Origin of the sequence: Variovorax sp. V213 (assembly GCF_041154455.1) — a bacterium.
Taxonomy (GTDB): domain Bacteria; phylum Pseudomonadota; class Gammaproteobacteria; order Burkholderiales; family Burkholderiaceae_C; genus Variovorax.
This window is the reverse complement of record NZ_AP028665.1, coordinates 689351-711601: the sequence shown is the minus strand read 5'-3', so window position 1 is coordinate 711601 and position 22251 is coordinate 689351. Positions and strand designations below refer to the sequence as shown.

Sequence of the window (22251 nt, the reverse complement as noted above, 5' to 3'; positions counted from 1 at the left end):
CTGGCCGCATCTTTCCCTAGACTGGCGCCCGTCGACCAGGGCGCCAGGACTCCGTCAGGCTTCTGTCTGCTCAGCCATCTCCAGTGCGTCCTCGACCTCGATTCCGAGGTAACGCACAGTGCTCTCCAGCTTGGTGTGGCCGAGCAGGAGCTGCACCGCGCGAAGGTTTTTCGTTCGGCGGTAGACCAAGGAAGCCTTGGTCCGGCGCATTGAGTGGGTGCCGTACTCGGCCGGGTCCAGTCCGATCTCTTCCACCCACCCATCAACAATTCGAGCGTACTGCCTGGTCCCGAGATGCGGCGACGAATGCACCCGGCTAGGGAAAAGGAAATCCTCGGAACGAAGGTGGGCCAGATTGATCCAGCTGGACACGGCCTCCCGCGTTGGATCGGTGAGTTCAAATTGGACCGGTCGCCCGGTCTTTTGCTGCACCACGTTCGCCCGTGCGGCCGTCCGGTCGCCGTTGGCAACATCGCGGACCCGCAGCTTCACCAGGTCGCATGCTCTGAGCTTGCTGTCGATTCCGAGATTGAAAAGTGCAAGGTCTCGAGTACGACGGGACAACTGGAGCCGGGTGCGGATGGCCCAAATCTCCTTGAGCTTGAAAGGCCGCTTCTGCCCCACGAGTTTGTCTTTGTTCCACGGGGGCCGCGGTGCTGGGACGGTGAGAGCGTCCATGTCGATCTCCTGTGCAGTTTAGGGATCGAAACTTTGCGCCAATAGGGCCCCTGGGGGCCCATCGCGGGCGTTGGGCGCTCCCCGGAAGCAGTCGTTCAACGCTGCTGTTCAGCGGCGGGCCGCGCAGCGGACCGTCCGCTGCAACCGATCGCTAGCCGCGCGCGCGCCGGTAATGCATTGCGACCGCGCCGTTGCTGAGCGGCTTTGCCGAGACCAGCTCAAGCCGTCGCGTGCTGGGCAGCCCGCTCTGGTACAGGGTCGGGCCGTGGCCGGCGATCCTGGGGTGAACGAGGAACTTGTACTCGTCGATCAGATCCAGCCGGTCCAGCTCGGCCGCGAGCTTGCCGCTACCGAGGAGCACGCCGGCCGGGGTCGCGTCCTTGAGCTTTTGCACGCCTGAGCGCAAGTCGCCGGCGATGTGGTGGCTGTTGGTCCACGGGAAGTCCGTTCGCGTCGACGACACGACGTACTTTGGCTTGATCTCCAGCTTGGCCGCCCATTCGCGCACCGTCGGAGGTGCCTCCACATCGCCGCGGGTGACCGCCGGCCAGTAGCTCTCCATCATCTCGTAGGTGGCGCGGCCCCATAGCATCGCCCCACCCTCGTCCATGAGGCGGGTGAAGAAGGCGTGCGTCTCGTCGTCGGCGATTCCCTCCTGGTGGTCGACGCAGCCGTCCAGGGTGACGTTGAGGCTGAAAGTTAGAAGTCCCATGCGAGTCTCCTCCGAGTTGGGCGGTCCGCTGGACGGTCGCTTGTCGACGAATACCTGCTCGGAGCGCGGAGCGGCACCGTGAATGGCCGTTCGTGGCCCAGCACGGTCTTACGCCCGTGGCCCATGCGGCAGCTTACGGCTGGCAGCAATTTGGGTAGCCACGAAGTCAGCCTTCACGAATCCTTGTCGCTCTTGGAAGGCCACCGTCTCAGCGTGCATCAGTTCCGCATAGGTTTGCATGAGCGTGCACGCTTCAACATACCGCGAGGCATTTAGGTAGGTCTGGATCGCTGCTCGATACACGGCATAGTCTCCGTTCTCCTTGACGCCCCCGTAGGACAGCTCGAGTTCCGCGCGTCCTTGCCAAATCGGGTCATGTTCCAAGGTCGGCGCGTTGCTTCGCCCCTGCAACCATCTGAGCGGCTTGGTCGCACGGCCTCCAAATGATGGCGGAGCGATGATTGCCTTGACCGCGACTGCAAGCGCTTCATCTATGCGACCTTGCCGAACATACTGGGCCCAAAGAAGGCAAAGTGCATCCGTGTACTCGGGCAGGACCTCCAACGCCCTTTCCAACAGCGAAACGGCGTCGGCGACAGCTTGGGCCTGCACTTTTCGCTTCGCGTCCTCGAACAGCGCTCGTGGTGAACGCGCGTCCTGTTCAATAGAGGGAGGCTCAGGATATTCGCCCTCAGCTTTCTCAAGCGCGGCCAGGAATGAGGACAGTGAAGAGTACGTCGGCTGAATCTGCCATGAATCGTGCCAAGTCTCGACCACGATGGGCTCTCGCGTTTCCAGCCCAATAGGCCAATAAAGCCCAAACGAATCGCCGTTGCCGAGCTCCCCTTCAGCGAAGGGTCGAAAGCCCAAGGGAGGGTACGGCGTCTCGTAGCGCCAAGATTGGTCAACGCTGACTTCGACAATCTGAGGGGGGAGGAACATGGAACAAGTCAGCGATGGCTGCTCGAAATTGGTGATGCAGGGTGCGAATTTCTGGCGTCGGACCGAGCGTCCGCTGTTGGCCGACCGCGGGCTCAACGCATACGTGTGCCAACTTCGGCACCTGGGTAGACGACCGTGAAATCGGCAGGGCGCTCCGTCTGATCCAGCGGTGAGGTTCCCACTTTGGCTGATAAGGCTAACCGGTTCTGATGGACTATTTTGTTCTCTAGGAGTTCGATCACGAAGGGGAGTGCTGCGTCCAGGTTGTCGGTGGACAGGTAGATGAGCATTGCATCAGTTCCCTCTTCATAGTCGTAACCACTGTCCGTCAGAATTTCGCTCGAAACCTCGGCCAAGCGATCAGGTACGACGTACCGAAGATCGGTATCTGGATTCTCCATGCGGCGGGGATCAAGACGAATCAGGACTGACGGCATATTCCAAGCTCAAGTGTTTTTGGATGACCGGTTTGTGGCAACTCTACCCCGCATGCGTACTTCCGCTCTTGGCCAACTGTAGCCCGTCGACGCCTTAGTCCCTACAGGGTTGCCGTCGAGAGTTCATACCGCGCATACGAAGAGGCCCCTATCCGAACGACGCTGTGCAGGGCGAAGCCGAAGCCTTCATAAAGATTCCGCAACCCTTGGCGGTCCGCAACGCAGTCCAGGCGAAGGTGATCACGTCCAAGCTGCTGAGCCCGAGTTCGGGCATATGACAGCAGCGCGGTCGAGACGCCCTTCTTCGCCCACGCTCGGCGTACGGCGAGCTTGTGAACAAAAGCCGAGGTGCACGGCAGGACCTCGGGCCAAAAATAGGCGTCCTCCAACTCGAACTTCATGACGCCAGCCAGTTGCTCGTCCTGACGGGCAATGTGGAAGAGACCATTGCTCACGTCTCGCAGGACGCGTTCGAGGCCAATCTCGGTTGCCGACCAAAGCGGCCTACCGTCGCTGGCGAGCCACTCGGCTGCCTCTTGCAGGACGGAGGCAATCATTGGCGCATCGGAGGGGCGCGCTTCCTGGATGTTCATGGATGGCAGTAGTTCATTCGGCGACCGCAGCGAAGGTCCGGTCCTGGCCGACCGTAGCCGCTTGCGACGGCAGGAGCTTTGGGCCCACTGTCGACATTCAGCCGCCAAAATTGTCTCCCGAAAAACTGTCGTTCAACGATCGGACGACCTCTTCTCCCGATCTTGACGAAATGCGGCGAAGCGCCTGTCGGGCAACCTTGTGCGCTTTTTGACGAGCTCAGTGCAAGGGAGCGGTCCCTCGGATATGAAACGTAGCGGTACTTTGGCCTCGGAATGCAAGGGCCATTGGGTACGTCTTGGTGGTTTGCTTTTCTTAGTGCGATGGCTTGAATCCGGAAAGGGCAAACATCCGCGCCTTGAGCGCTTGGATGAAAGCCGTCACGCGCGCGGGACGGTAGATGCCCGGAGGCAGCGCGACATGAATGGCGATGGGTTCGAGCCACCAGTTCGCCAGCACCCGTTGCACCCGACCGGTCTTGAGGTCTTCCTGGCACATCCAGGGGGCCGCCGCGCCGATCCCGGCTCCGTTGAGGATCGCGCGGTAGCTCGACAACAGGCTGTCGGTCTGGATCGGCGTGTCGAGCATCACCATGCGGGGGCGGCCCGATCGATCCAGCATGCGCACGTTGCCGCTCACGTAGGGCACGAGCCCGACGCAAGGCAACTGCGCAAGACGCGCGATGCTGACGGGCCCCAGCTTCTTGAGCAATTCGGGCGTGGCGATCAGCACGCGTTCCATCGTGCCGAGCTTGCGACTCACCAATCCAGGATCACGCACTTCTCCCACGCAGACCCAGCAGTCCGCTCCCCAGGCAGTCAGGTCGAGCACCCGATCGGTCAACGTGAGTTCGACGCGCAGCGCGGGATGTGCCGCGCGCAGGTCGGTCACGGCATCGGTCAGGAAGCCCGTCCCGTACCCCGAAGGCCCGATCACGCGCAGCGTGCCTTCAGGCTGGCTTTGTCCGCCCTTCAGGCGTTGCGACAGGCCTGACCAGCGGTCGCCGAGGTCGCGCGCCTCGACGAGCAGCGAGCGCCCTTCGTCGGTGAGCGAAAAGCTCGCGGTGGTGCGCAGCGCCAGCTTGCAGCCGAGCAGCCGCTCCAGTTCGAGCAGCCGCCGGCTGACCGTGGGCTGCGTCGTGCCCAGCAGCCGCGCTGCCTTGCTGAGCGATCCGCTCTCGCCGATCTTCTGGAACGTGTCGAGCAGGTCGAGCCGATCATGTACATGCTTCATACGGCGAACGTATAACACTTCATCACTCCATGCGTCTACCGCAAAGTGAGCGCGATTTGTATCGTCGGGGCATGAACACCTCGAATTCCAACGCGGCCGGCATCGCCCGGATTGGCGACGAGCCCAAGGGCGGCTCTGTCCTCGGCTTCTACGCCCCCAAGGGGTCGGCCCGCCCGCCGCAAGTCGCGCGCGGCGAAGGCATCTTTCTGTGGGATGCGAACGGCAAGCGCTACCTCGATGCAACCGCCGGCGCCGTCGTCGCGAACATAGGCCACGGCAACCCGCGCGTGCTGGCCGCGATGGCCGAGCAGGCATCGAAAGTGACCTTTGCATACCCGCGCTTTTTCGAGAGCGAGCACAACATTGCGCTGGCCGACAGCGTCTGCGAACTCGCAGGCGAAGGCTTCGACCGCGCCTTCTTCGTGTCGGGCGGCTCGGAGGCCAACGAGGCTGCGATCAAGCTCGCGCGCCAGTACGCGGTCGTGACCGGCCAGGGCAGCCGCTCGAAGGTGATCTCGCGCGATCCGAGCTACCACGGCTCGACGCTCGGCGCGCTGGCGGTCACGGGCGATGCCAACACGCTCGGCCTGTATGGTCCGATGGTCCGCGCCATGCCCAAGGTGCCGGCGCCCTTGTCGTACCGCATCCCCGAGGGCCACACCGTCGAGTCGCACGAGCAGGCATGCGCCGACGCGCTCGAACAGACCATCCTGCGCGAGGGTCCGGACACGGTGCTGGCGTTCATCCTCGAGCCCATCGGCGGTCTCTCGACCGGTGCGGTGGTTTCCTCGGGCGCCTACTTCCGGCGCGTGCGCGAGATCTGCGACCGCCACGGCGTGCTGGTGATCTTCGACGAGATCATGAGCGGCGCCGGCCGCACCGGCGCCTTCCTGGCCGCGCACCACTGGGAGGGCGCGCGCCCGGACCTCGTGACGCTCGCCAAGGGCCTGGCCGCCGGATACACCCCGCTCGGTTGCCTGCTCGCACCGAACCGGATGGTCGATGCGATCGCGGGTGCCGGCGGCTTCGTGCACGGCCATACCTACTTCACGAATCCGCTGTCGTGTGCGGTTGCACGCGCGGTGGTCGACGAGGTCGTGCGGCAAGACCTCGTGACGCGCGCACGCGACATGGGCGAACTGCTGATGGCACGCCTGCGCGACATCGCATCGCGATCGCCGATCGTCGGCGACGTGCGCGGCAAGGGCCTGCTCACGGCCATCGAGATCGTCTCGGACAAGGCCACGCGCAGCCAGCTGCCGGTCGCTTTCAACGCGCCCGCGCGGCTGACCGAGCACGGCTTGAAGCATGGCATCGCGCTCTACAACCGCCGGGCCAACCTCGGCGCCTTCGGGGATTTCCAGATGATCACGCCGCCGCTCACGATCACCGAAGCGGAGATCGACGAGTTGGCCGGCCTGCTCGAAAAGTCGCTCGCCGATCTCGCCGACGAGGTCGCGCGCAAGGGCCTCGCACGCTGAACCCGGCGACCGCACCGATCTCGCAACCCCACCACCCAGGAAAGCCTCCGATGAAGCTCTCGTCCACTCTCAAGGCCGCGCTCGCCTGCACCGCATTGGCCTTCGCCGCCGCGGCCGCGGCACAGATCAACACCGCGCACGGTCCGCTGAAACTCATCGTCGGCTACCCGGCGGGTGGCTCGGCCGACGTGCAGGCGCGCACGCTCGCCGACAAGCTGGCCGCTGAACTCGGCACGACGGTTGTCGTGGACAACCGCACCGGCGCAGGCGGCGCGATCGCGGCCGACTACGTTCGCACGGCGCCAGCGGACGGGCTCACCGTGCTGCTCGCCAACATGCACATGATGGTCATGCTGCCGCTCACCACGAAGTCGGTGCGCTACGACCCTGTCAAGGACTTCAAGCCCGTCGGCCGCATAGCTAGCTTCTACGTAGGCATCGCGGTGCCCGCGGAGCTGCCGGCCAAGGATGTGAAGCAATGGCTCGACATCGCCGCCAAGGACCCGAAGAAGGCGAACTACGGCGTGCCCGCACCGGGCAGCGTCGCGCAGTTCATGGGCTACCGGCTCGGCAGCGACGCCAAGGCCGGCCTCGTGGCCGCGCCCTACCGGGGCGCCGCGCCGCTGGTGCAGGACCTGCTCGGCAACCAGATCTCGGCCGGCATCATGCCCATTGCCGATCTCGTCGCGCACCAGCAGTCGGGCAAGCTCAAGGTGCTGGCGGTGAATGGCACCAAACGTGCCGCATTGCTGCCCGACGTGCCGACGCTCAAGGAACTCGGCCAGCCGCACTTCGACAACCTGGAATGGACCGGCCTCTTCGTGCCGGCCGGCACGCCGCGGCCGATCGTCGATCAGCTGCATGCGGCACTCGGCAAGGCACTTGCCAACAAGGACGTGCAGGAACGGCTGCTCAAGCTCAGCAGCGATCCGAATCCGAGCACGCCCGAAGAACTCTCGGCCCTCATCGCCGACGACATCAGGCGCTGGGGACCGGTGGTGAAGGCCTCGGGCTTCACGTCGGAATGACAGCGACCGCCCCGCACCCGATCCCGCCGCACAAACCGCTGCAACTGCCAGGCCTCCACGGCTACGCCGATGCCAAGACCGTGGCGGCGGGCGATCTCATCCGCTTCCACGTCAGCAGCGACGTGCCTTACGAGTTCGCGGTCTGCCGGCTGGGCAGCGACGTCGAAGGACGCAGCGACGATGTGGCGCTCGAAGCGTTCGCGCCGCATCAGGCGCGCGTCCAGCCGATCCACCCCGGCTCCTACGTGCATGTCGAACGCGGCTTGCCGGCCGGCCTGCCGCTGCGCGGGTTGAGCTTCGAATGCTGGATCAAGCCCTGGACGGTCGATGTCAGGCAGACCATCGTCAGCCAGCACGACGACCCCGCGCACCGCGGCTTTGCGCTCTTCATCGAACCAGGCGGCGCACTGTCGTTCCACCTGGGAGACAACGCCGCGCCATCGCACGGCCGGCTCGTGACGCGTCGTTGGCAGCACATTGCCGCCACGTGGAACGGCGAGTTTGCGACGCTCTGCATCGATGGGGTGTGCGTGGCGGAGTGGCCCGCGCTGCAGGCCGTCGAGCCCGCAGCCGCGCCGCTGCGGCTCGGCGCAAGCGCCATCGACGGCCAGGCCGACCTGTTCCTCGAAGCCGACCTCGTCATGCCGGCGTTGTACGACCGGGCGCTGTCGAGCCACGAAATTACCGCACGCCGCGAACAACGCGGATTGCAGATCGCGACGGGCCGCTCGCTACTCGCCTGCTGGCCGCTGCGGGAAGAACGCGGCTCGCAGGTGGCCGATGCCAGCGGGCATCAACGCACGGGCCGCATCGTCAACCACGCGACCTGGATGATCGTCGGGCCGGCCTTCGAGCCCGGCAAGGTCGGCCACTGCGAAGAAGACGAATCGCCTTACGACCCGCTCCACGATCCGACGCGCGGGCACGGCCTGCGTTTTGCCGGCGATGATCTCTACGACTGCCGCTGGGACGCGGTGCACGAATTTCGCGTTCCGGAAGACGCCAGGTCGGGCGTGTACGTCGGCCGCGCGCGCTTCGACATCGAAGGCCGCAAGGCGGACTACGACATCACCTTCATCGTGCGCAAGCCCGCGCACGTGTCGCCGGCCCCGATTCTCGTGCTGTGCGCCGTCAACAGCTGGCTCGCCTACGCCACCACGCCGTTCGCGAAAAACGTGATCGACGATCCGGTGTGGCCGCGCCGTTCGGAGGGGCTGGAGAACAGCCATCCCGAAGCGCCGGCCTACAGCAGCTACGTCTACCACCGCCACGGCCAGCCCTGCTACCAGGTCGGCCTGCGCATGCCCTGGCCCAATGCCAGCCCCAATGCACTCTACGATCCGGCCGCGAGCGGCTTCAGCCAGTGGACGCGGCTCGAACGCCACCTGCACGTGTGGCTCGAGAAGCAGGGCTACGACTACGACGTGATCGGCGACATCGACCTGCACCGCGACCCGTCTCTGCTCGCGCGCTACAAGACCGTCTTCATCAACGGCCACAGCGAATACTGGTCGCTGCCCGGCGTGGAGGGGCTGGACGATTTCCTGAAGCGTGGCGGCAGTACGATCGTGCTCTCGGGCAACACCATGTACCTGCGCGTGAGCTACGACGAGGACTTCACCGTCATGGAGCAGCGGAAGGTGAACGGGCCCGATCACGACGACGCCAGGCCACCCGTCGGCCCGCCGGCAGGCGCGTTCGGCGAGCAGTACCACAGCCAGGACTGGGCGCGCGGCGGAAGGCTCAAGGCATCGGGCCGACCGGCCGCCGACATCATCGGCCTCGAAACCGCGGGCTGGGCCTTCGCAGACGGCGACGACTTCGGCGTCTACCACGTCGAGCTGCCGGCGCATGCGCTCTTCAACGAGCCGCAGCCGCTGGGCCTCGGCAAGGGCGAAACCTTCGGCCACGCGCCCGGCGGCGGGCTGCCGCGTGCCATCGGTCACGAGTGGGACCTGACCCTCTCGACCCTCGCGAAGATGACGAAGCGCCGCCCCCCGGGTGCTTCCCTGCCCGTCGCGCAAGAGGGCATCGAAGTCATCGCCAAGGGCATCCGGCGCGTCCCGGGCAAGCTGGACGCCTACCTCGACTACTACTCGAGGCTCACCGAATCGCTCGACGGACTTTCGGCCGAAATGATCTATTGGGAGCGACCGCAGGGCGGGCGCGTGTTTCATGCAGGCGCCGTCGGCGCGGCCTGGGTGATTGGCAGCGACCCGCTCTTCGGAAAACTGCTCGGCAACGTGCTGCATCGTTTCGGCGTGGCGCCCACGAACCTCGCGCGAGCCCGCACCGGCAAGACTGCACCGTGACCGCACATCCAGAAATGACTCTTCACACGGTGTCCGCCGCGCCCGATGCGCCCCTGTGGACGCCTGCGCCCGGCCGCAAGGAACGGGCCCTGATCACGCACTTCGAGGCCTGGCTGGATCGCGAACGCGGTCTTCGCTTCGAGAACTACGAGGCGCTGTGGCAATGGTCGGTGACCGACCTGGAGGGCTTCTGGAGCGCTGTTCTGGCCTTCTTCGAGCTTCCGTTGCGAACGCCGTATGAACGCATCCTGTCCGGCGAAGACATGCCGGGCGCCCGCTGGTTCGAAGGCGCCCGGCTCAACCTGGTCGACCAGGTGTTCCGCCACGCCCACCTCGCCTCGCCCTCGATCGTTTTTGAAAGCGAGGCCTCGGGCACCGGCGCCATGAGCTGGTGCGAGCTCCAGCGCCAGGTGGAATGCCGGAAAGCCGTCGTCGAAGACCGTCGGCTCCTGGCCGACCGTCGCCGGTCGCGCTGCCGTCGCGAAGGGGCCCAAAACGGCTGTTCACGCCAGGGCCGTCGGCGGAGCCAGACCCCTCGCGCTGACGGGAATAATTCAATGTACGGTGCTCAACCCCGCCGGGAAATTCAAGCTATGTTGAAAACCCGCTTGAACGCGCTTGGTAAATCTGCACTCAAGGCGTTGATTTGCATGGGCGCCTGGTTCAGCCCCTGACTGCACGTCGACTGCCGGATTCGGCTTCGACACCAGTCGTTCGTTTGGCGGGCCCCTGTTGCCGCCTGTTCATTCCAAGTAGTCAATGAACTGCGGGATCACCTCGCGCAGGAAGCGGATTTCCTCTGTGGGAATGCTGCGCGACTCCAAGTCGAAATGGATGAAGGTGCCATAGGGCGTGCCGCATCTTCGCGTCAGCAGCCGGCCGTAGTACGACTCGACCATGCCGGCATAAGGTCGGTTCGTCAGGCGCTGATCCTCGGAGGCATGGCGGGTTACGAACTCGCCGTGCTCGAGCGCGTACTGGCAGAAGCTCTTGCCCAGAGGCACCACCTTCAGCCAGGTGCGGTATTCGGAGTCGCGGTCGAAGGCATGCGCCGCGCGCATCACCTCGCCGTTCAATTTGTAGATCGCCGTGAACCGATAGGACGTCCTATCGTTGAGCAAGGCCAGCGCCGGAACGATCCCGCGGCTGGCAAGAAGGCTGCGAACGGTCGCAGCGGGCGCTGGCAAGTCGACGTCGAGCATGGGTACCTTGGTTGGGGCGTGGGCGCGAATCTTACGCAACTCTTACTACGCTGCGGAACAGGGTTTGACCCTCATCTTGTCAACGCAAACCCTTACAGTGCCCCGCGAGTCTCGCGGCTCTGCGCCTTCGACTTCGACGGGTTGTGGCCCAAGCGGTTGCACCCAGCTAAGCACCATTCTGCCGCCAAGCCCCCGGCGACACCCCGTACTCGCGCTTGAATGCGCGGTTGAAAGCGGCCTCCGACTCGTAGCCGACGTCTTCGGCAATGCGCGCCAGGTTGCCCTGGTCCCTGCGCAGCAGGCCGGCGGCCAGGATCATGCGCCAGCGCGTCAGGTACTGCATGGGCGGCACGCCCACCAGTTCGGCGAAGCGGTCCGCCAGCACGCTGCGCGAGATGTGGGTTTCCTGCGCCAGCGCATCGACCGTCCAGTTGCGCGCGGGCTCGCCGTGCATCAGCGCCAGGCAGCGGCTCACGTGGGGGTCGCGCAGGCCCGCCAACCAGCCAGGGTTGTTGGCGGGCATGGCTTCGATGTAGCCGCGCAGCACTTCGGCGAACAACACCTCCGCCACCTTGGCGGCGACCATCTCCGAACCGGGCGTGTGCGAAGCGGCATCGGCCAATACGAAATTGACGGACTGCTCGATCCACGGGCCGGCCGGCCGGCTGCGAAGCGGCGTGGTGAACAGGCGCGGAATGTTCGCCATGACGGGATTGGGCGCATCGCCTTCGTAGGCGAACCAGCTGCACACCAGCACGGTGCGGTCACCGTCGCCGCCGTAGCGGATGCGCTCCAGTTCGGGGGCGCGCGGACTCACCACATGCGCCACGTCCACCGCCGCATGGTGCAGGCCGCTGCCCAGCACATGCGGGTCGCCGCGCGGCACGGCGATCACTTCGCCCGCGTATGCGCGGATCGCCTCCCCGCCTTCGACCTGGGCCCAGCATTCGCCTTGCAGCACGAGATGGCAGATGGCCAGGCGCTGCGCGCCGGGCTTGAGCAGCGGCGCCATGTCCGTACCCTTGGGCACCTTGAAGCACCACGGCGCGTGCATGTCCCCGTTCAGGAACAGCGCGCCCTCCAGGCGGATGGTCCGCAGCACGTCCGACAAGACATCCATGGTCACCTCTCAGGCAAGCGAGGGCGGGGTTTCAGTCAATAAGTCCGGAGTGGCGGGCAATACGAAGGTGCTTCGCGTCGGCACCATGGGTCCTGGTCGCCCTTGACCGATTCTAGACAGGAGTATCGCCATGCCCAAATTCCTCATCGAACGGCACATCCCCGGCGCCGGCAAATTCACCCCGGCGGACCTGAAGGCCATCTCGCAAAAGTCCTGCGGCGTGTTGAGCAGCATGGGCCCCGACATCCAGTGGGTCCACAGCTACGTGACCGACGACCGGATCTACTGCGTCTACCAGTCCACCGACGAAGCCCTGGTGCGCCGGCACGCGGAACTCGGTGGCTTCCCGGTCGACCGGGTGGACCGGGTGTACAGCGTGATCGACCCGGCCACCGCCGAGTGAGCGCTACGAGCGGGGCGGGATGTGCCACGGCCGGGCTCGACCCGGTGCGCTACACTGATTTTCACCCCTTGCTCGATCCGGCCCGCGCCTTGGAAGCGTGGCGCGCCTCGATACGTATTCACACCATCGACCGTCACGCTCCTCGTGGACACGTCTCAAAAGCGCTCGAAGCGCCGCTCCTCCGCCCAGGCCGATTCGCACGAAGACCAAGGCGATGTCGATGGGCGCTTGTTCGTCGGTTCGATGGAAAAGGGGATGCGCATCCTCGAATTGTTCAACGAACATCCCTGCGCCCTTTCGATCGGCGACATTGCGCAGCACACCGGCATGGGCCGCAGCGCGGCGCAGCGTTTCGTCTACACGCTTCACCGGCTTGGCTATCTCGGCAAGGACAGCGAGTCGAAAAAGTACCTCCCCTCGCTGAAGCTCCTGGGGCTGGTGCGCGGCATCCATCGCCACCATCCTCAGAGAGAGCTCGCGTACCCACTGCTCGAGAAGCTCGCCAAGGAGACGCGCGAAACCGTGTCATGGGTTGAACTGGACGGAGACGAGGTTGTCGTGTTGCTGAACATTCCGGGAGCGCACGTCGCGGCCATCAACCTCCCGGTGGGAAGCCGCTTTCCTGCGCTCACCTCTTCATCGGGTCAGGTGCTTCTCTCGCACGCTCCGCAGGCGCAGCTGGTGAAGATGCTGGATGCGTTGTCCCCCGAGGTGCGGGCGCGCTTCGGCGCCCGCAGCCGATCCGAGGTGCTCTCCATATTTCGCAAGGCGGCGGAAGACGGGCACTCGTTCACGGAGAAGAATTTCGGCGACGACGGCGTCTCCGTGTCGGTGCCCGTGACGGACTTCTCGGGGCGTCCCATTGCCGCCCTGAACGTATCGACCGTGCGTTCGCGTTACGACATCGCCCAGGTGCGCGAACTGATCCTTCCCCGGCTCGAACTGGCGGCGCGCGAAGCCTCCACCTGAGCGCCGCGGCTCTCGCGCGCTTGCCCCGTTCCCTCTTGTCTGCCGCCGGATCTGCCGGGGCGAACAGCGCGTGCCCGGCTGTCGGGTACGCGCATCCCGCACTTGACGAAGCGAGGCACAACGCGCAATATTAATTGAAATGCAAACTAATAAATTGCATTGCAATTATATCCGCAGATTCGCTTGAACTTTTTCTCAGGAACAAGATGTCGCAGGCCACCCTTTCGACCGGATCCGTCGCCATGGACTCGCTCAGCGAGGAAACCATCGGCGAACTGCTTGCCCGCCGCGCCCGCTCGAATCCCGAAGACATCTATTGCTCCTTCCAGGGCGAGCGCATCAGCGTCGGGATGCTGGACCGGCGAGTGAACCAGGTTGCGACCCTGTTGAAGTCGCAAGGCCTGCAAAAGGGCGACCGGGTCGCGGTCATGCTGCCCAGCCATCCGGACCACCTCTACCTGCTCTTCGCTTTGGCGCGGCTGGGCATGGTTCGCGTGCCGATCAACGTGCACCTGCTGGGCGCACCGCTGGCCCATCTCCTGCGCGAGCTCGCACCACAAGCCATCGTGGCCGACACCGCATTCCGTGCGGCGCTCGAGGAAGCGGGAAGCAACCCGCCGCGGGTGATCTGGCGCAACGGCATCGGCGGGGCGTTCGATCGCTTCGCCCTCTGCGACCAGGACGACGCCGCGCCCCTCGTGAAGACCGACGAGATCATTGCCCTCAGTCCCAGCTCGGGCACCACCGGCGCACCCAAGGGCGTTCTGAAATCCGACCGCCAACTGCGCGCCGGACCGTTGGCCATCCTTCGCTTGACGGAGGCCGGACCGGGTGACGTCTTTTTGTTCTGGGAGGCGTTGCACCACGGCTCCGGCGTGGCCGTCGCGATTGCCGCGCTGATGGGAGGCTTTCAGCTGGCGATGCTGGAGCGCTTCAGCGCATCGCGGTTCTGGGACGACGTCCGTCGCCACCGGGCCACGCACATCCACTACCTGGGCAGCGTGCTGCCGATGCTGCTGAAGCAGCCGGAGCGCCCCGACGACCGCGAGCATCGCGTGCGCATCGCCTGGGGAGGTGGCTGTCCCGCCGATGTGTGGCACGCATTCGCCGAACGTTTCGGCGTGTCGATGCGGGAAGGCTACGGACTCTCCGAACTGATCACCTTCGTGACGGCCAACATCGACGGGCCACCGGGCTCCATCGGAAAGCCGCTGTCGTACTACGAGATCTCGCTTCTCGCCGACGACGGGTCGCCGGTCGAGCCGGGCGCCCAGGGTGAAGTTGCCATTCGCGCCCTCGACCCACGCCTGGGGTTCCTGGGCTACTTCAGGAACCCGCAGGCCGATGCGGCCGCGCGCCGCGGCGAGCTGTTCCTGAGCGGCGATCTGGCGCGCCGCGATGCGAACGGCAATCTCTTCTACGCGGGGCGCAAGAAGGACATGCTGCGGCGCCGCGGGATCAACATTGCGGCCTGGGATGTGGAGAGCGTCTTCGCGCAGCACGATGCGGTGGCCGAAGTGGCTCTGGTCGGCGTCCCCAGCGAGCTTGGCGAAGACGAACTCAAGCTGTTCGTGCGCCTGCGCGAGGGGGCCCGCGTCACGCCGCTCGACCTGATCCGCTGGTGCAGCGGCAAGCTGCCGTACTTCCAGATTCCACGCTACGTCGAGTTCATCGACATCTTCCCCAAGACACCGACGCAGCGGATCCAGAAGAGAGAGCTGTCTCGCAGCCTGACCGGTGTGTGGGACGCCGATGCCGCCGGCTTTCGCGCAGCCAAGCACTGAAACCCCTCCGATTCAAGGTCTCCACCGATTCCCCGATTGCTCAACTGAAAGGAAAAGTCATGGTCCGAGCTCACTTGAATCGCTGGCGCCAGGCGCTGGTGATGGTTTCCAGCCTCGCCTTCTGCGCATGGGGCCAGGCCGCCCTCGCCGACAAGCCCATCACCTTGGTCGTGGCCTTTCCGGCCGGCGGCGGCGTCGATGTGGTCGGACGCATCCTTGCGCAGGGCATGGCACAGAAGCTGAAGCTGTCGGTGGTGGTGGACAACAAGGCGGGCGCTTCCGGCGCGATCGGAGCTCAGTTCGTCAAGCGGGCGGCGCCGGACGGCCACACGCTCCTCATGGCACCGACCACTTCCTACGTCATGTCGGAAAAGATGTCCGGCACCGAGGCCGTCGGCTACGAACTCGCCAAGGACTTCAGGCCGGTGGCCACGGTCGGCGAGCTGCCCCTGGTCATGCTCGCGTCGAAGGCAAGCGGCATCACCTCGTACGCCGACCTGGCCGCCAAGGCCAGGCTGCAGCCGGGCAAGCTCGCCTACGGTTCGTCGGGCAACGGCTCGACAGAACACATCGTCACCGAGTGGTTCCGCCAGCAGGCGGCCATTGAACTGCTGCACGTGCCGTACCGCGGCTCCGCGCCGGCGATGGCCGACCTGTTCGCGGGCGAGATCCAGTTCATGGTGACCACCTCGCCCACTGCGCTCACCAACCTGGCCTCGGGAAAGGTGGTGGCCGTGGGCGTGGCGAGCCCGCAGCGGCTGGACATCTTCCCGGGCCTGCCCACCTTTGCGGAGCAGGGCCTGCCGCAGTTCGTCGCCGCCTCGGTGTATGCGGTGCTGGCGCCCAAGGGGACGCCCGACGATGTGATGGCCACGCTGAATGCGGCGCTCAACGAGACCCTGGACGACGAGGCGGTCAAGCGCCGCTTCGCGCAGCTCGGGGTCGAGGCCGTCCGCAGCACGCCCGCCCAGGCGCGCGACCGGCTGCAGAACGAATCGAACAAGTGGGAGCAGGTGGTGCAGCGGATCAGAGTGGCCCGCTAGAACCTCACACACATCCTGGAGCCGAACCAATGACTGAAGCGCTTTCCACAAAACCTTGCGTCACCCTTGCCATCGAAAAGGGTGTCGCCCTGATCACGATGGATCGTCCGCACGCCATGAACGCGTTCGATCGTACGCAGCGCGAACTCTTCCAATCGGCCCTCCAGTCGGCCGATGCCGAGGCGCAGGTGCGCGCGATCGTGATCACCGGCGCCGGCAGGGCCTTCTGCGCGGGCCAGGATCAGCACGAGAGCGCCGCCATGGACGCGGCGGGCTCGGCCGCACGGATCGACAGCTACATGGCCCTGTACGAAGTGTTCCGTGCGCTTGGCAAACCGGTCATCGCACGGATCAACGGCGTGGCTGCCGGCGCAGGGCTGCAGATCGCGCTCATGTCGGACCTGCGCATCGCCTCCACCCAGGCACGTTTCGGAATGACGGAGTTCAAGGTGGGCTCCGCAGCCATCTTCGGCAGCACCTTGCTGCACTCGATCATCGGCGAGGCTGCGATGAAGCGGCTGGTGCTGCTTGCCGAGATCGTGCCGGCCGCGCAGTCCCTGGCACTCGGCCTGGTCCATGAAGTCGTGGACGATGCGTGCCTGGACGAACGGGTGGCCGAGATCTGCGCGCAGGTGTCGCAGTGGTCGCCAACCTCCGTGGCCATCACCAAATCGTGGTGGAAGGAGATGGGCGACGAGCTGTTCGCCAAGGCCGCCGCCGCTGCCCGCCGCGGGCACGCCATCAACTTCGCGTCCGGCGCCTACTCGCTCGGCGCAAGGAAATTCACCGAACGCAAGCAAGCGAACCCCGCCGGGACGTAGCGCACGCCTGTCGATGCGTACCGCTCGCCTTGCCGGCGTTACGATCGGATGTCATCCGCAGGCCGCCCCATGCTCCTTCACGTCGACGAAGAGATCACCTTCCGCAAGCTCGAGGTCCTCCTGGCCTTCATGGAGACCGGCAATCTTGCCCGCGCGGCAGAAAAGCTCGACATCAGCGCCGTGAGCGTGCACCGCGCCCTGCATTCGCTGGAAACCGGGCTGCGCTGCGCGCTGTTCCGGCACGAGGGCCGCAACCTGCACCCGACCGAAGCCGCCCATGCGCTGGCGGAGGTGGCGCGCGAGGTGCTTCGCACCATGTCCGAGGGCATCCGTGCCACGCGGGAAGTCGCCGGCTACTCGGCCGACCGGATACGCATCGGCTCACTCTATTCCCTGACGAGCCGCACAGTGCCGCAGCTGATCATGGGAATGAAGCTGCGCAAGCCGGACCTGCACACCGAGCTCGTGCTCGGGTCCAATGCGCACCTGCTGCAGAAGCTGCGCGATGGCGCGATCGACGCCGCGCTCATGGCCATTCCGGAGGATGTTTCCGATGTCGAGTCGGAACCCCTGTTCGAGGACGACATCCAGTTCGCCGCGCCCGTGGGCTCCCCCTACTCTGCGCAAAAGGAAATCGACCTGAGCAGCTGCGCCGGCGAACGCTTCGTGAGCCTGAGCGAAGGTTTCGTCACCTACAAGGGTTTTGTCGAGACGTTTCGCATCGCCGGCTTCACGCCCAATGTGGTGATGAAGACCGACGACATCTTCTCGCTCATGAACCTGGTCAGCGGCGGCGTCGGCTACACGCTGCTGCCGGGGCGCGTGCGTGGCGTCATGCCGCAGAACGTGCAGCTGATCCCGTTGCAGTCCAGGTACCTGATGCGACAGACCATCGCGCTCAACTTCCTGCGCACACGCGAGCGCGACCCCAACCTGCTCGCGCTGCTGTCGGTCTGCCGCCTGGCCAAACCCGAACTCGGCTAGCATGCGGCGTCGGCCAGATCAGGGTTAACCCTCGATCGTTTCACAAGGCGTAAAGGTCGACGCCGCCGCTTCATTGATCGTCCCGGAGGGGGTGCGTACCGTACGGACCCAGACGCGCGGTACATGCGCTCGCACCCAAAAAACACCGGAGACGCATCGATGAGTTCACATTGGATTTCGATCTACGCACTGGTCGGCATGTTCGTGCTTGCTACGGTGCTGCCCATCAACATGGGCGTGATCGCCTTCGTCGGCGCCTTCCTGGTCGGCACGCTGGTGGCCGGCATGAACACGAAGGCGATCATGGGCGGCTTTCCCGCCGACCTGTTCCTCACCCTGGTCGGCATCACCTATCTTTTTGCACTGGCGCAGAACAACGGCACCATCGATTGGCTCGTCAAGCTGGCGGTGCGCGCCGTGCGCGGGCGCATCGCCGCCATTCCCTGGATCATGTTCTTCATCGCCGCGCTGCTCACGGCGGTGGGGGCGGTCAGCCCGGCGGCGGTGGCCATCATCGCGCCGATCGCGCTGGGCTTTGCCGCCAAGTACGGCATCAATCCGCTGCTCATGGGTTTGATGGTCGTGCACGGCGCCCAGGGAGGCGGCTTCTCGCCGATCAGCATCTACGGCGGCATCACCAACAAGATCGTCGCCAAGGCCGGCCTGCCCCTGAACGAGATCGCCACCATGCTGGCGAGCCTCGGCGTCAACCTGTCCGTGTCGCTGCTGCTGTTCTTCCTCATGGGTGGCATGAAGCTGATGCGCCAGAGAGCCAACGCCGACGGCAGTGCGCCGTTCGTGCAGCGCGTGTCGCATGGTCAGGGCGGCGCCCAGGTGTATGGCGACGCCGAAGGCGAGTCGTTTCCCGAAGAGCGGCGCACGGCAGCCGGGGCAAAGAACTCGCTGATGGAGTCGGCGCCGGCCGGAGCCACGAACCCCGGCTCGCGGGGCTATCAGGTCGCGACCGTGGTCGGCCTCCTGGCGCTGGCCGTGCTGACGCTGTTCTTCAAGCAGGACATCGGCTTCGTCTCGATCACCATCGGGCTCGTGCTGACGCTGATGGCGCCCAATCTGCAAAAGCGCGCCCTGGGCCAGGTGTCGTGGCCGGAGATCATGCTGATCGTGGGTGTCAGCACCTACGTGGGCGTGATGGAAAAGATGGGCACCATCGACTTCGTTGGCCACAGCGTGGCCGGGCTCACCTCGCCCATGGTGGCCGCCTTGCTGCTGTGCTTCGTCGGCGCCGTGGTCTCGGCCTTCGCCTCGTCGACCGCCGTGCTCGGCTCGCTGATTCCGCTGGCGGTGCCGTTCCTGCAGGGCGATACCGGCGTCAGTGCCATCGGCTTCATCGCGGCGATGGCCGTGTCCTCGACCATCGTCGACGTCAGCCCGTTCTCCACCAACGGCGCCCTGGTGCTCGCCAGTGCCAAGGGCGTGGACCGCGACGTTTTCTTCCGGCAGCTGATGGTGTACGGTGCCATCGTGACCCTGGTGGCCCCCGTGGTTGTGTGGCTGCTCTTCGTGGTGCTGTGAGGCGCTGCTCTTGTTTCGATTGAACTTCACTCCCATCAACCCTCCCATGAATCCCAGCTCCTGGACCTCCAAGGCCGACGATCGCGCCGCCCGGCTGGCGCGCGCCGCCGCCGCACTCGGGACGCGGCTCGCCGGCAAGCGCGTCGACACTGGCGCCATCGGGGCCCTGCTCGAAGCAGTGCTCAAGCCCGGCGACCGCGTCTGCCTAGAAGGCAACAACCAGAAGCAGGCCGACTTCCTGGCGCAGGCACTGGTGGGGGTCGATTCGCAGCGGGTCCACGGCCTGCACATGGTGCAGTCGGTGCTGGCGCTGCCTGAGCATCTGGACATCTTCGAGAACGGCGTCGCCGCCCGGCTGGACTTCAGCTTCTCGGGGCCGCAGGGCGCGCGGCTGGCCAAACTGGTGTCGGCCGGGCGCATCGAGATCGGCGCGATCCACACCTACCTCGAGCTGTTCGCACGCTATTTCGTCGACCTGACACCCAAGGTCGCGCTGGTCGCCGCGCAGGCGGCCGACGCCGAGGGCAATCTCTACACCGGCCCCAACACCGAGGACACGCCCGCCATCGTCGAAGCCACGGCGTTCTCGGGCGGCATCGTGATCGCGCAGGTCAACGAGATGGTCGATGGCAAGACCACCACGCTGCCGCGCATCGACATCCCAGCCGATTGGGTCAGCTTCGTGGTCAAGGCGCCGCGCCCGAATTTCATCGAGCCGCTGTTCACGCGCGACCCGGCGCAGATCAGCGAGGTGCAGGTGCTGATGGCGATGATGGCCATCAAGGGCATCTATGCCGAGTACGGCGTGCAGCGCCTGAACCACGGCATCGGCTTCGACACCGCGGCCATCGAATTGCTGCTGCCGACCTATGCCGAGTCGCTCGGCCTCAAGGGCAAGATCGGCAAGCACTGGGCCTTGAACCCGCATCCGGCCCTGATCCCGGCGATCGAGGCGGGCTGGGTCGAGTCCGTGCATTCCTTCGGCTCCGAGCTCGGCATGGAAGACTACATCCGCGCGCGCTCCGACGTGTTCTTCACCGGCCCGGACGGCAGCCTGCGCAGCAACCGGGCGTTCTGCCAGGCGGCCGGCCACTACGCCTGCGACATGTTCATCGGCTCGACCTTGCAGATCGACCTCGATGGCAACAGTTCCACCGCCACGCTGGGCCGCATCGCCGGCTTCGGCGGAGCGCCCAACATGGGCGCCGATGCGCGCGGCCGCCGCCACGCGAGCCCGGCCTGGCTCAAGGCCGGACGCGAGGCACGTGCCGGGCGCACCGGCGCCGCCGGCACGCCGCGCGGGCAGAAGCTGGTGGTGCAGATGGTCGAGACTTTCCGCGAGCACATGCAGCCGGCCTTTGTCGACAGGCTCGACGCCTGGACACTGCAGGAGCAGGCCGGCATGGACCTGCCGCCGATCATGATCTACGGCGACGACGTCTCGCACATCCTCACCGAGGAAGGCATTGCCAACCTGCTGCTGTGCCGCAGCGACGCGGAGCGCGAGCAAGCCATCCGCGGCGTGGCCGGCTACACCGCGGTGGGCCTGGCGCGCGACAAGCGCGCGGTCGAGAACCTGCGCGACCGCGGCGTGATCCGCCGGCCGCAGGACCTGGGCATCGACCCCCGCCAGGCCACGCGCAACCTGCTGGCCGCACGCAGCATGCGCGACCTGGTGCGCGCCTCCGGCGGGTTGTATCAGCCGCCCAAGCGCTTCAGAAACTGGTAGCAGGAGATTCAACGATGAGCGACGTTCCCGCAGGGCTCGAAACCCTGGACTTTTCCTTCTCCGGCGGCCGGCCGGCCGGTGCCTTTGCGCCGGTGCTGGTCGGCGTCGTCGGCTCCGGCAACCTCGAGGTGCTGCTCGAGCCGGCCGGCGGCAACGGCTGCGCGGTGCGTGTCGAGACTTCGGCGCGCGGCTTCGGGCCGATCTGGCAGGCCGTGATGAACGACTTCCATGCGCGCCATCCGCTGGCCGGTGTGCGCGTCTCGATCAACGACATGGGCGCCACGCCCGCGGTGGTGAGCCTGCGGCTCGACCAGGCGGTGGCCGAGATCGCCGGAGGCCGGCCATGATCAGCTATGCAGAATGCTCGGCGCGCGAGCGGCTGGCCCTGCTGCTCGATCCCGGTAGTTTTCATGAATGGCTGCCTCCGAGCGAGCGGGTCATGAGCCCGCATCTGGCGCAACTCGGCGTGCCTTGCGCGTTCGACGACGGTGTGGCGGTCGGCCGCGCGATGCTCGACGGCCGCAGCGTGTTCGTGGCCGCACAGGAAGGCGCATTCATGGGCGGCGGCGTCGGCGAGGTGCATGGCGCCAAGCTGGTCGGCCTGCTTCAGCGCGCGCTGCGCGACCGGCCGGCGGCGGTGCTGCTGCTGGCCGAATCGGGCGGCGTGCGACTGCATGAAGCCAACGCCGGGCTGATCGCGGTGTCGGAAGTGATGCGCGCGCTCCTCGACGTGCGCGCCGCCCGCATCCCCGTGCTGGTGCTGATCGGCGGCGCCAACGGCTGCTTCGGCGGCATGGGCATCGTGGCGCGCTGTGCCGACTACATCGTGATGAGCGACGTCGGCCGGCTGGCCATGTCGGGGCCCGAGGTGATCGAAGCTTCTCACGGCGTGGATGAATTCGACTCGCGCGACCGCGCGCTGGTCTGGCGCACGACCGGCGGCAAGCACCGCTGGCTGACTGGCGACTGCGATGCGCTGGTCGAAGACGACGTCGCCGCTTTTCGCGCGGCGGCCATCGCGGCGATCGGCGAATCGAGGCCATTGACCCTGGCGGCGCTGGAGCAGGAGCACGCATTGCTCACGGCACGCCTGCACGCCCTGCCCATCGACAGCGCCGACCACGCCGACCACGCCGACAACGCCGGAAGCGACGAAGCAATGCAGCTTTGGAGCGCGCTCGGGATTGCCGATGCGCAGCAGGTCCCGGAGCTTTCGGTGGAAGCCGTCCGCGCGCTGCGCACCATTTAA

At 66.0% G+C, this 22251-nt stretch carries 22 protein-coding genes; 14 read left to right on the top strand and 8 right to left on the bottom strand.

The genetic code is table 11. The annotated features are described in order from the left end of the window. Positions 1–54 precede the first annotated feature (54 nt). The 6 genes from ACAM55_RS28530 to ACAM55_RS28505 form a co-directional block, all read right to left on the bottom strand. Entirely contained in the window at positions 55–678 is a 624-nt protein-coding gene (locus ACAM55_RS28530; protein WP_369656627.1) for a site-specific integrase, read from the bottom strand. A gap of 151 nt (positions 679–829) precedes the next feature. Further along, positions 830–1390 (bottom strand): dihydrofolate reductase family protein, encoded by a 561-nt coding sequence (locus ACAM55_RS28525; protein ID WP_369656626.1) that lies wholly within the window; start codon positions 1388–1390, stop codon positions 830–832. Between the two features lie 108 nt (positions 1391–1498). Continuing rightward, the gene (locus ACAM55_RS28520) at positions 1499–2332 is read right to left on the bottom strand and encodes a tetratricopeptide repeat protein (RefSeq protein WP_369656625.1); all 834 of its coding nucleotides are present in this window, start codon (positions 2330–2332) and stop codon (positions 1499–1501) included. Positions 2333–2424: 92 nt separating this feature from the next. Continuing rightward, complete coding sequence (locus ACAM55_RS28515) at positions 2425–2769, bottom strand: hypothetical protein (RefSeq protein ID WP_369656624.1); 345 nt, start codon at positions 2767–2769, stop codon at positions 2425–2427. A 101-nt stretch (positions 2770–2870) separates the two neighbouring features. Then, complete coding sequence (locus tag ACAM55_RS28510; protein ID WP_369656623.1) at positions 2871–3362, bottom strand: GNAT family N-acetyltransferase; 492 nt, start codon at positions 3360–3362, stop codon at positions 2871–2873. A gap of 313 nt (positions 3363–3675) precedes the next feature. Continuing rightward, on the bottom strand, positions 3676–4593 hold the full coding sequence (locus tag ACAM55_RS28505) for a LysR substrate-binding domain-containing protein (RefSeq protein ID WP_369656622.1): 918 nt from the start codon (positions 4591–4593) through the stop codon (positions 3676–3678). A gap of 71 nt (positions 4594–4664) precedes the next feature. On the opposite strand from ACAM55_RS28505, the gene ACAM55_RS28500 reads away from it, so the two are divergent. Genes ACAM55_RS28500 through ACAM55_RS28485 form a run of 4 tightly spaced genes read left to right on the top strand, consistent with a single transcriptional unit; the run spans position 4665 to position 10088 of the window. Next, the gene (locus ACAM55_RS28500; protein ID WP_369656621.1) at positions 4665–6074 is read left to right on the top strand and encodes an aspartate aminotransferase family protein; all 1410 of its coding nucleotides are present in this window, start codon (positions 4665–4667) and stop codon (positions 6072–6074) included. 50 nt (positions 6075–6124) lie between these two features. Then, positions 6125–7102, top strand: a complete 978-nt coding sequence (locus ACAM55_RS28495; RefSeq protein ID WP_369656620.1) for a Bug family tripartite tricarboxylate transporter substrate binding protein — start codon at positions 6125–6127, stop codon at positions 7100–7102. Next, entirely contained in the window at positions 7099–9414 is a 2316-nt protein-coding gene (locus ACAM55_RS28490) for a N,N-dimethylformamidase beta subunit family domain-containing protein (RefSeq protein ID WP_369656619.1), read from the top strand. Before ACAM55_RS28495 ends, ACAM55_RS28490 begins: the two co-directional genes overlap by 4 nt. Then, the gene (locus ACAM55_RS28485; RefSeq protein WP_369656618.1) at positions 9411–10088 is read left to right on the top strand and encodes an acetyl-coenzyme A synthetase N-terminal domain-containing protein; all 678 of its coding nucleotides are present in this window, start codon (positions 9411–9413) and stop codon (positions 10086–10088) included. Before ACAM55_RS28490 ends, ACAM55_RS28485 begins: the two co-directional genes overlap by 4 nt. A 69-nt stretch (positions 10089–10157) precedes the next feature. On the opposite strand, the gene ACAM55_RS28480 is transcribed toward ACAM55_RS28485, so the two are convergent. Beyond that, entirely contained in the window at positions 10158–10616 is a 459-nt protein-coding gene (locus ACAM55_RS28480) for a hypothetical protein (protein WP_369656617.1), read from the bottom strand. A 166-nt stretch (positions 10617–10782) separates the two neighbouring features. Beyond that, positions 10783–11736, bottom strand: coding sequence for an AraC family transcriptional regulator (locus tag ACAM55_RS28475; protein WP_369656616.1), 954 nt, complete (start codon positions 11734–11736; stop codon positions 10783–10785). A gap of 130 nt (positions 11737–11866) precedes the next feature. Between ACAM55_RS28475 and ACAM55_RS28470 the strand changes: the two genes are divergently transcribed. From ACAM55_RS28470 to ACAM55_RS28425, 10 genes are all read left to right on the top strand, one after another. Beyond that, a complete protein-coding gene (locus tag ACAM55_RS28470) occupies positions 11867–12139 on the top strand; it encodes a DUF4242 domain-containing protein (protein ID WP_369656615.1) in 273 nt (90 codons plus the stop codon). A gap of 255 nt (positions 12140–12394) precedes the next feature. Further along, entirely contained in the window at positions 12395–13108 is a 714-nt protein-coding gene (locus ACAM55_RS28465) for an IclR family transcriptional regulator (RefSeq protein ID WP_369656614.1), read from the top strand. A 242-nt stretch (positions 13109–13350) separates the two neighbouring features. After that, positions 13351–14892 carry an AMP-binding protein gene (locus tag ACAM55_RS28460; RefSeq protein WP_369656613.1) on the top strand — a complete coding sequence of 514 codons (1542 nt, stop codon included), beginning with the start codon at positions 13351–13353 and terminating at the stop codon, positions 14890–14892. A 59-nt stretch (positions 14893–14951) separates the two neighbouring features. After that, positions 14952–15935: a Bug family tripartite tricarboxylate transporter substrate binding protein gene (locus tag ACAM55_RS28455; protein ID WP_369656612.1), complete on the top strand. Its 984-nt coding sequence runs from the start codon at positions 14952–14954 to the stop codon at positions 15933–15935. A 29-nt stretch (positions 15936–15964) separates the two neighbouring features. Beyond that, positions 15965–16756: an enoyl-CoA hydratase/isomerase family protein gene (locus ACAM55_RS28450; protein ID WP_369656611.1), complete on the top strand. Its 792-nt coding sequence runs from the start codon at positions 15965–15967 to the stop codon at positions 16754–16756. 69 nt (positions 16757–16825) lie between these two features. Then, positions 16826–17740, top strand: a complete 915-nt coding sequence (locus tag ACAM55_RS28445; RefSeq protein WP_369656610.1) for a LysR family transcriptional regulator — start codon at positions 16826–16828, stop codon at positions 17738–17740. Between the two features lie 159 nt (positions 17741–17899). Beyond that, positions 17900–19273: an SLC13 family permease gene (locus ACAM55_RS28440; protein WP_369656609.1), complete on the top strand. Its 1374-nt coding sequence runs from the start codon at positions 17900–17902 to the stop codon at positions 19271–19273. A 46-nt stretch (positions 19274–19319) separates the two neighbouring features. Further along, entirely contained in the window at positions 19320–21002 is a 1683-nt protein-coding gene (gene mdcA / locus ACAM55_RS28435; RefSeq protein ID WP_369656608.1) for a malonate decarboxylase subunit alpha, read from the top strand. A 14-nt stretch (positions 21003–21016) separates the two neighbouring features. After that, positions 21017–21349, top strand: coding sequence for a malonate decarboxylase acyl carrier protein (gene mdcC / locus ACAM55_RS28430; RefSeq protein ID WP_369656607.1), 333 nt, complete (start codon positions 21017–21019; stop codon positions 21347–21349). After that, complete coding sequence (locus tag ACAM55_RS28425) at positions 21346–22251, top strand: biotin-independent malonate decarboxylase subunit beta (RefSeq protein ID WP_369656606.1); 906 nt, start codon at positions 21346–21348, stop codon at positions 22249–22251. The genes mdcC and ACAM55_RS28425 overlap by 4 nt, the downstream gene beginning before the upstream one ends.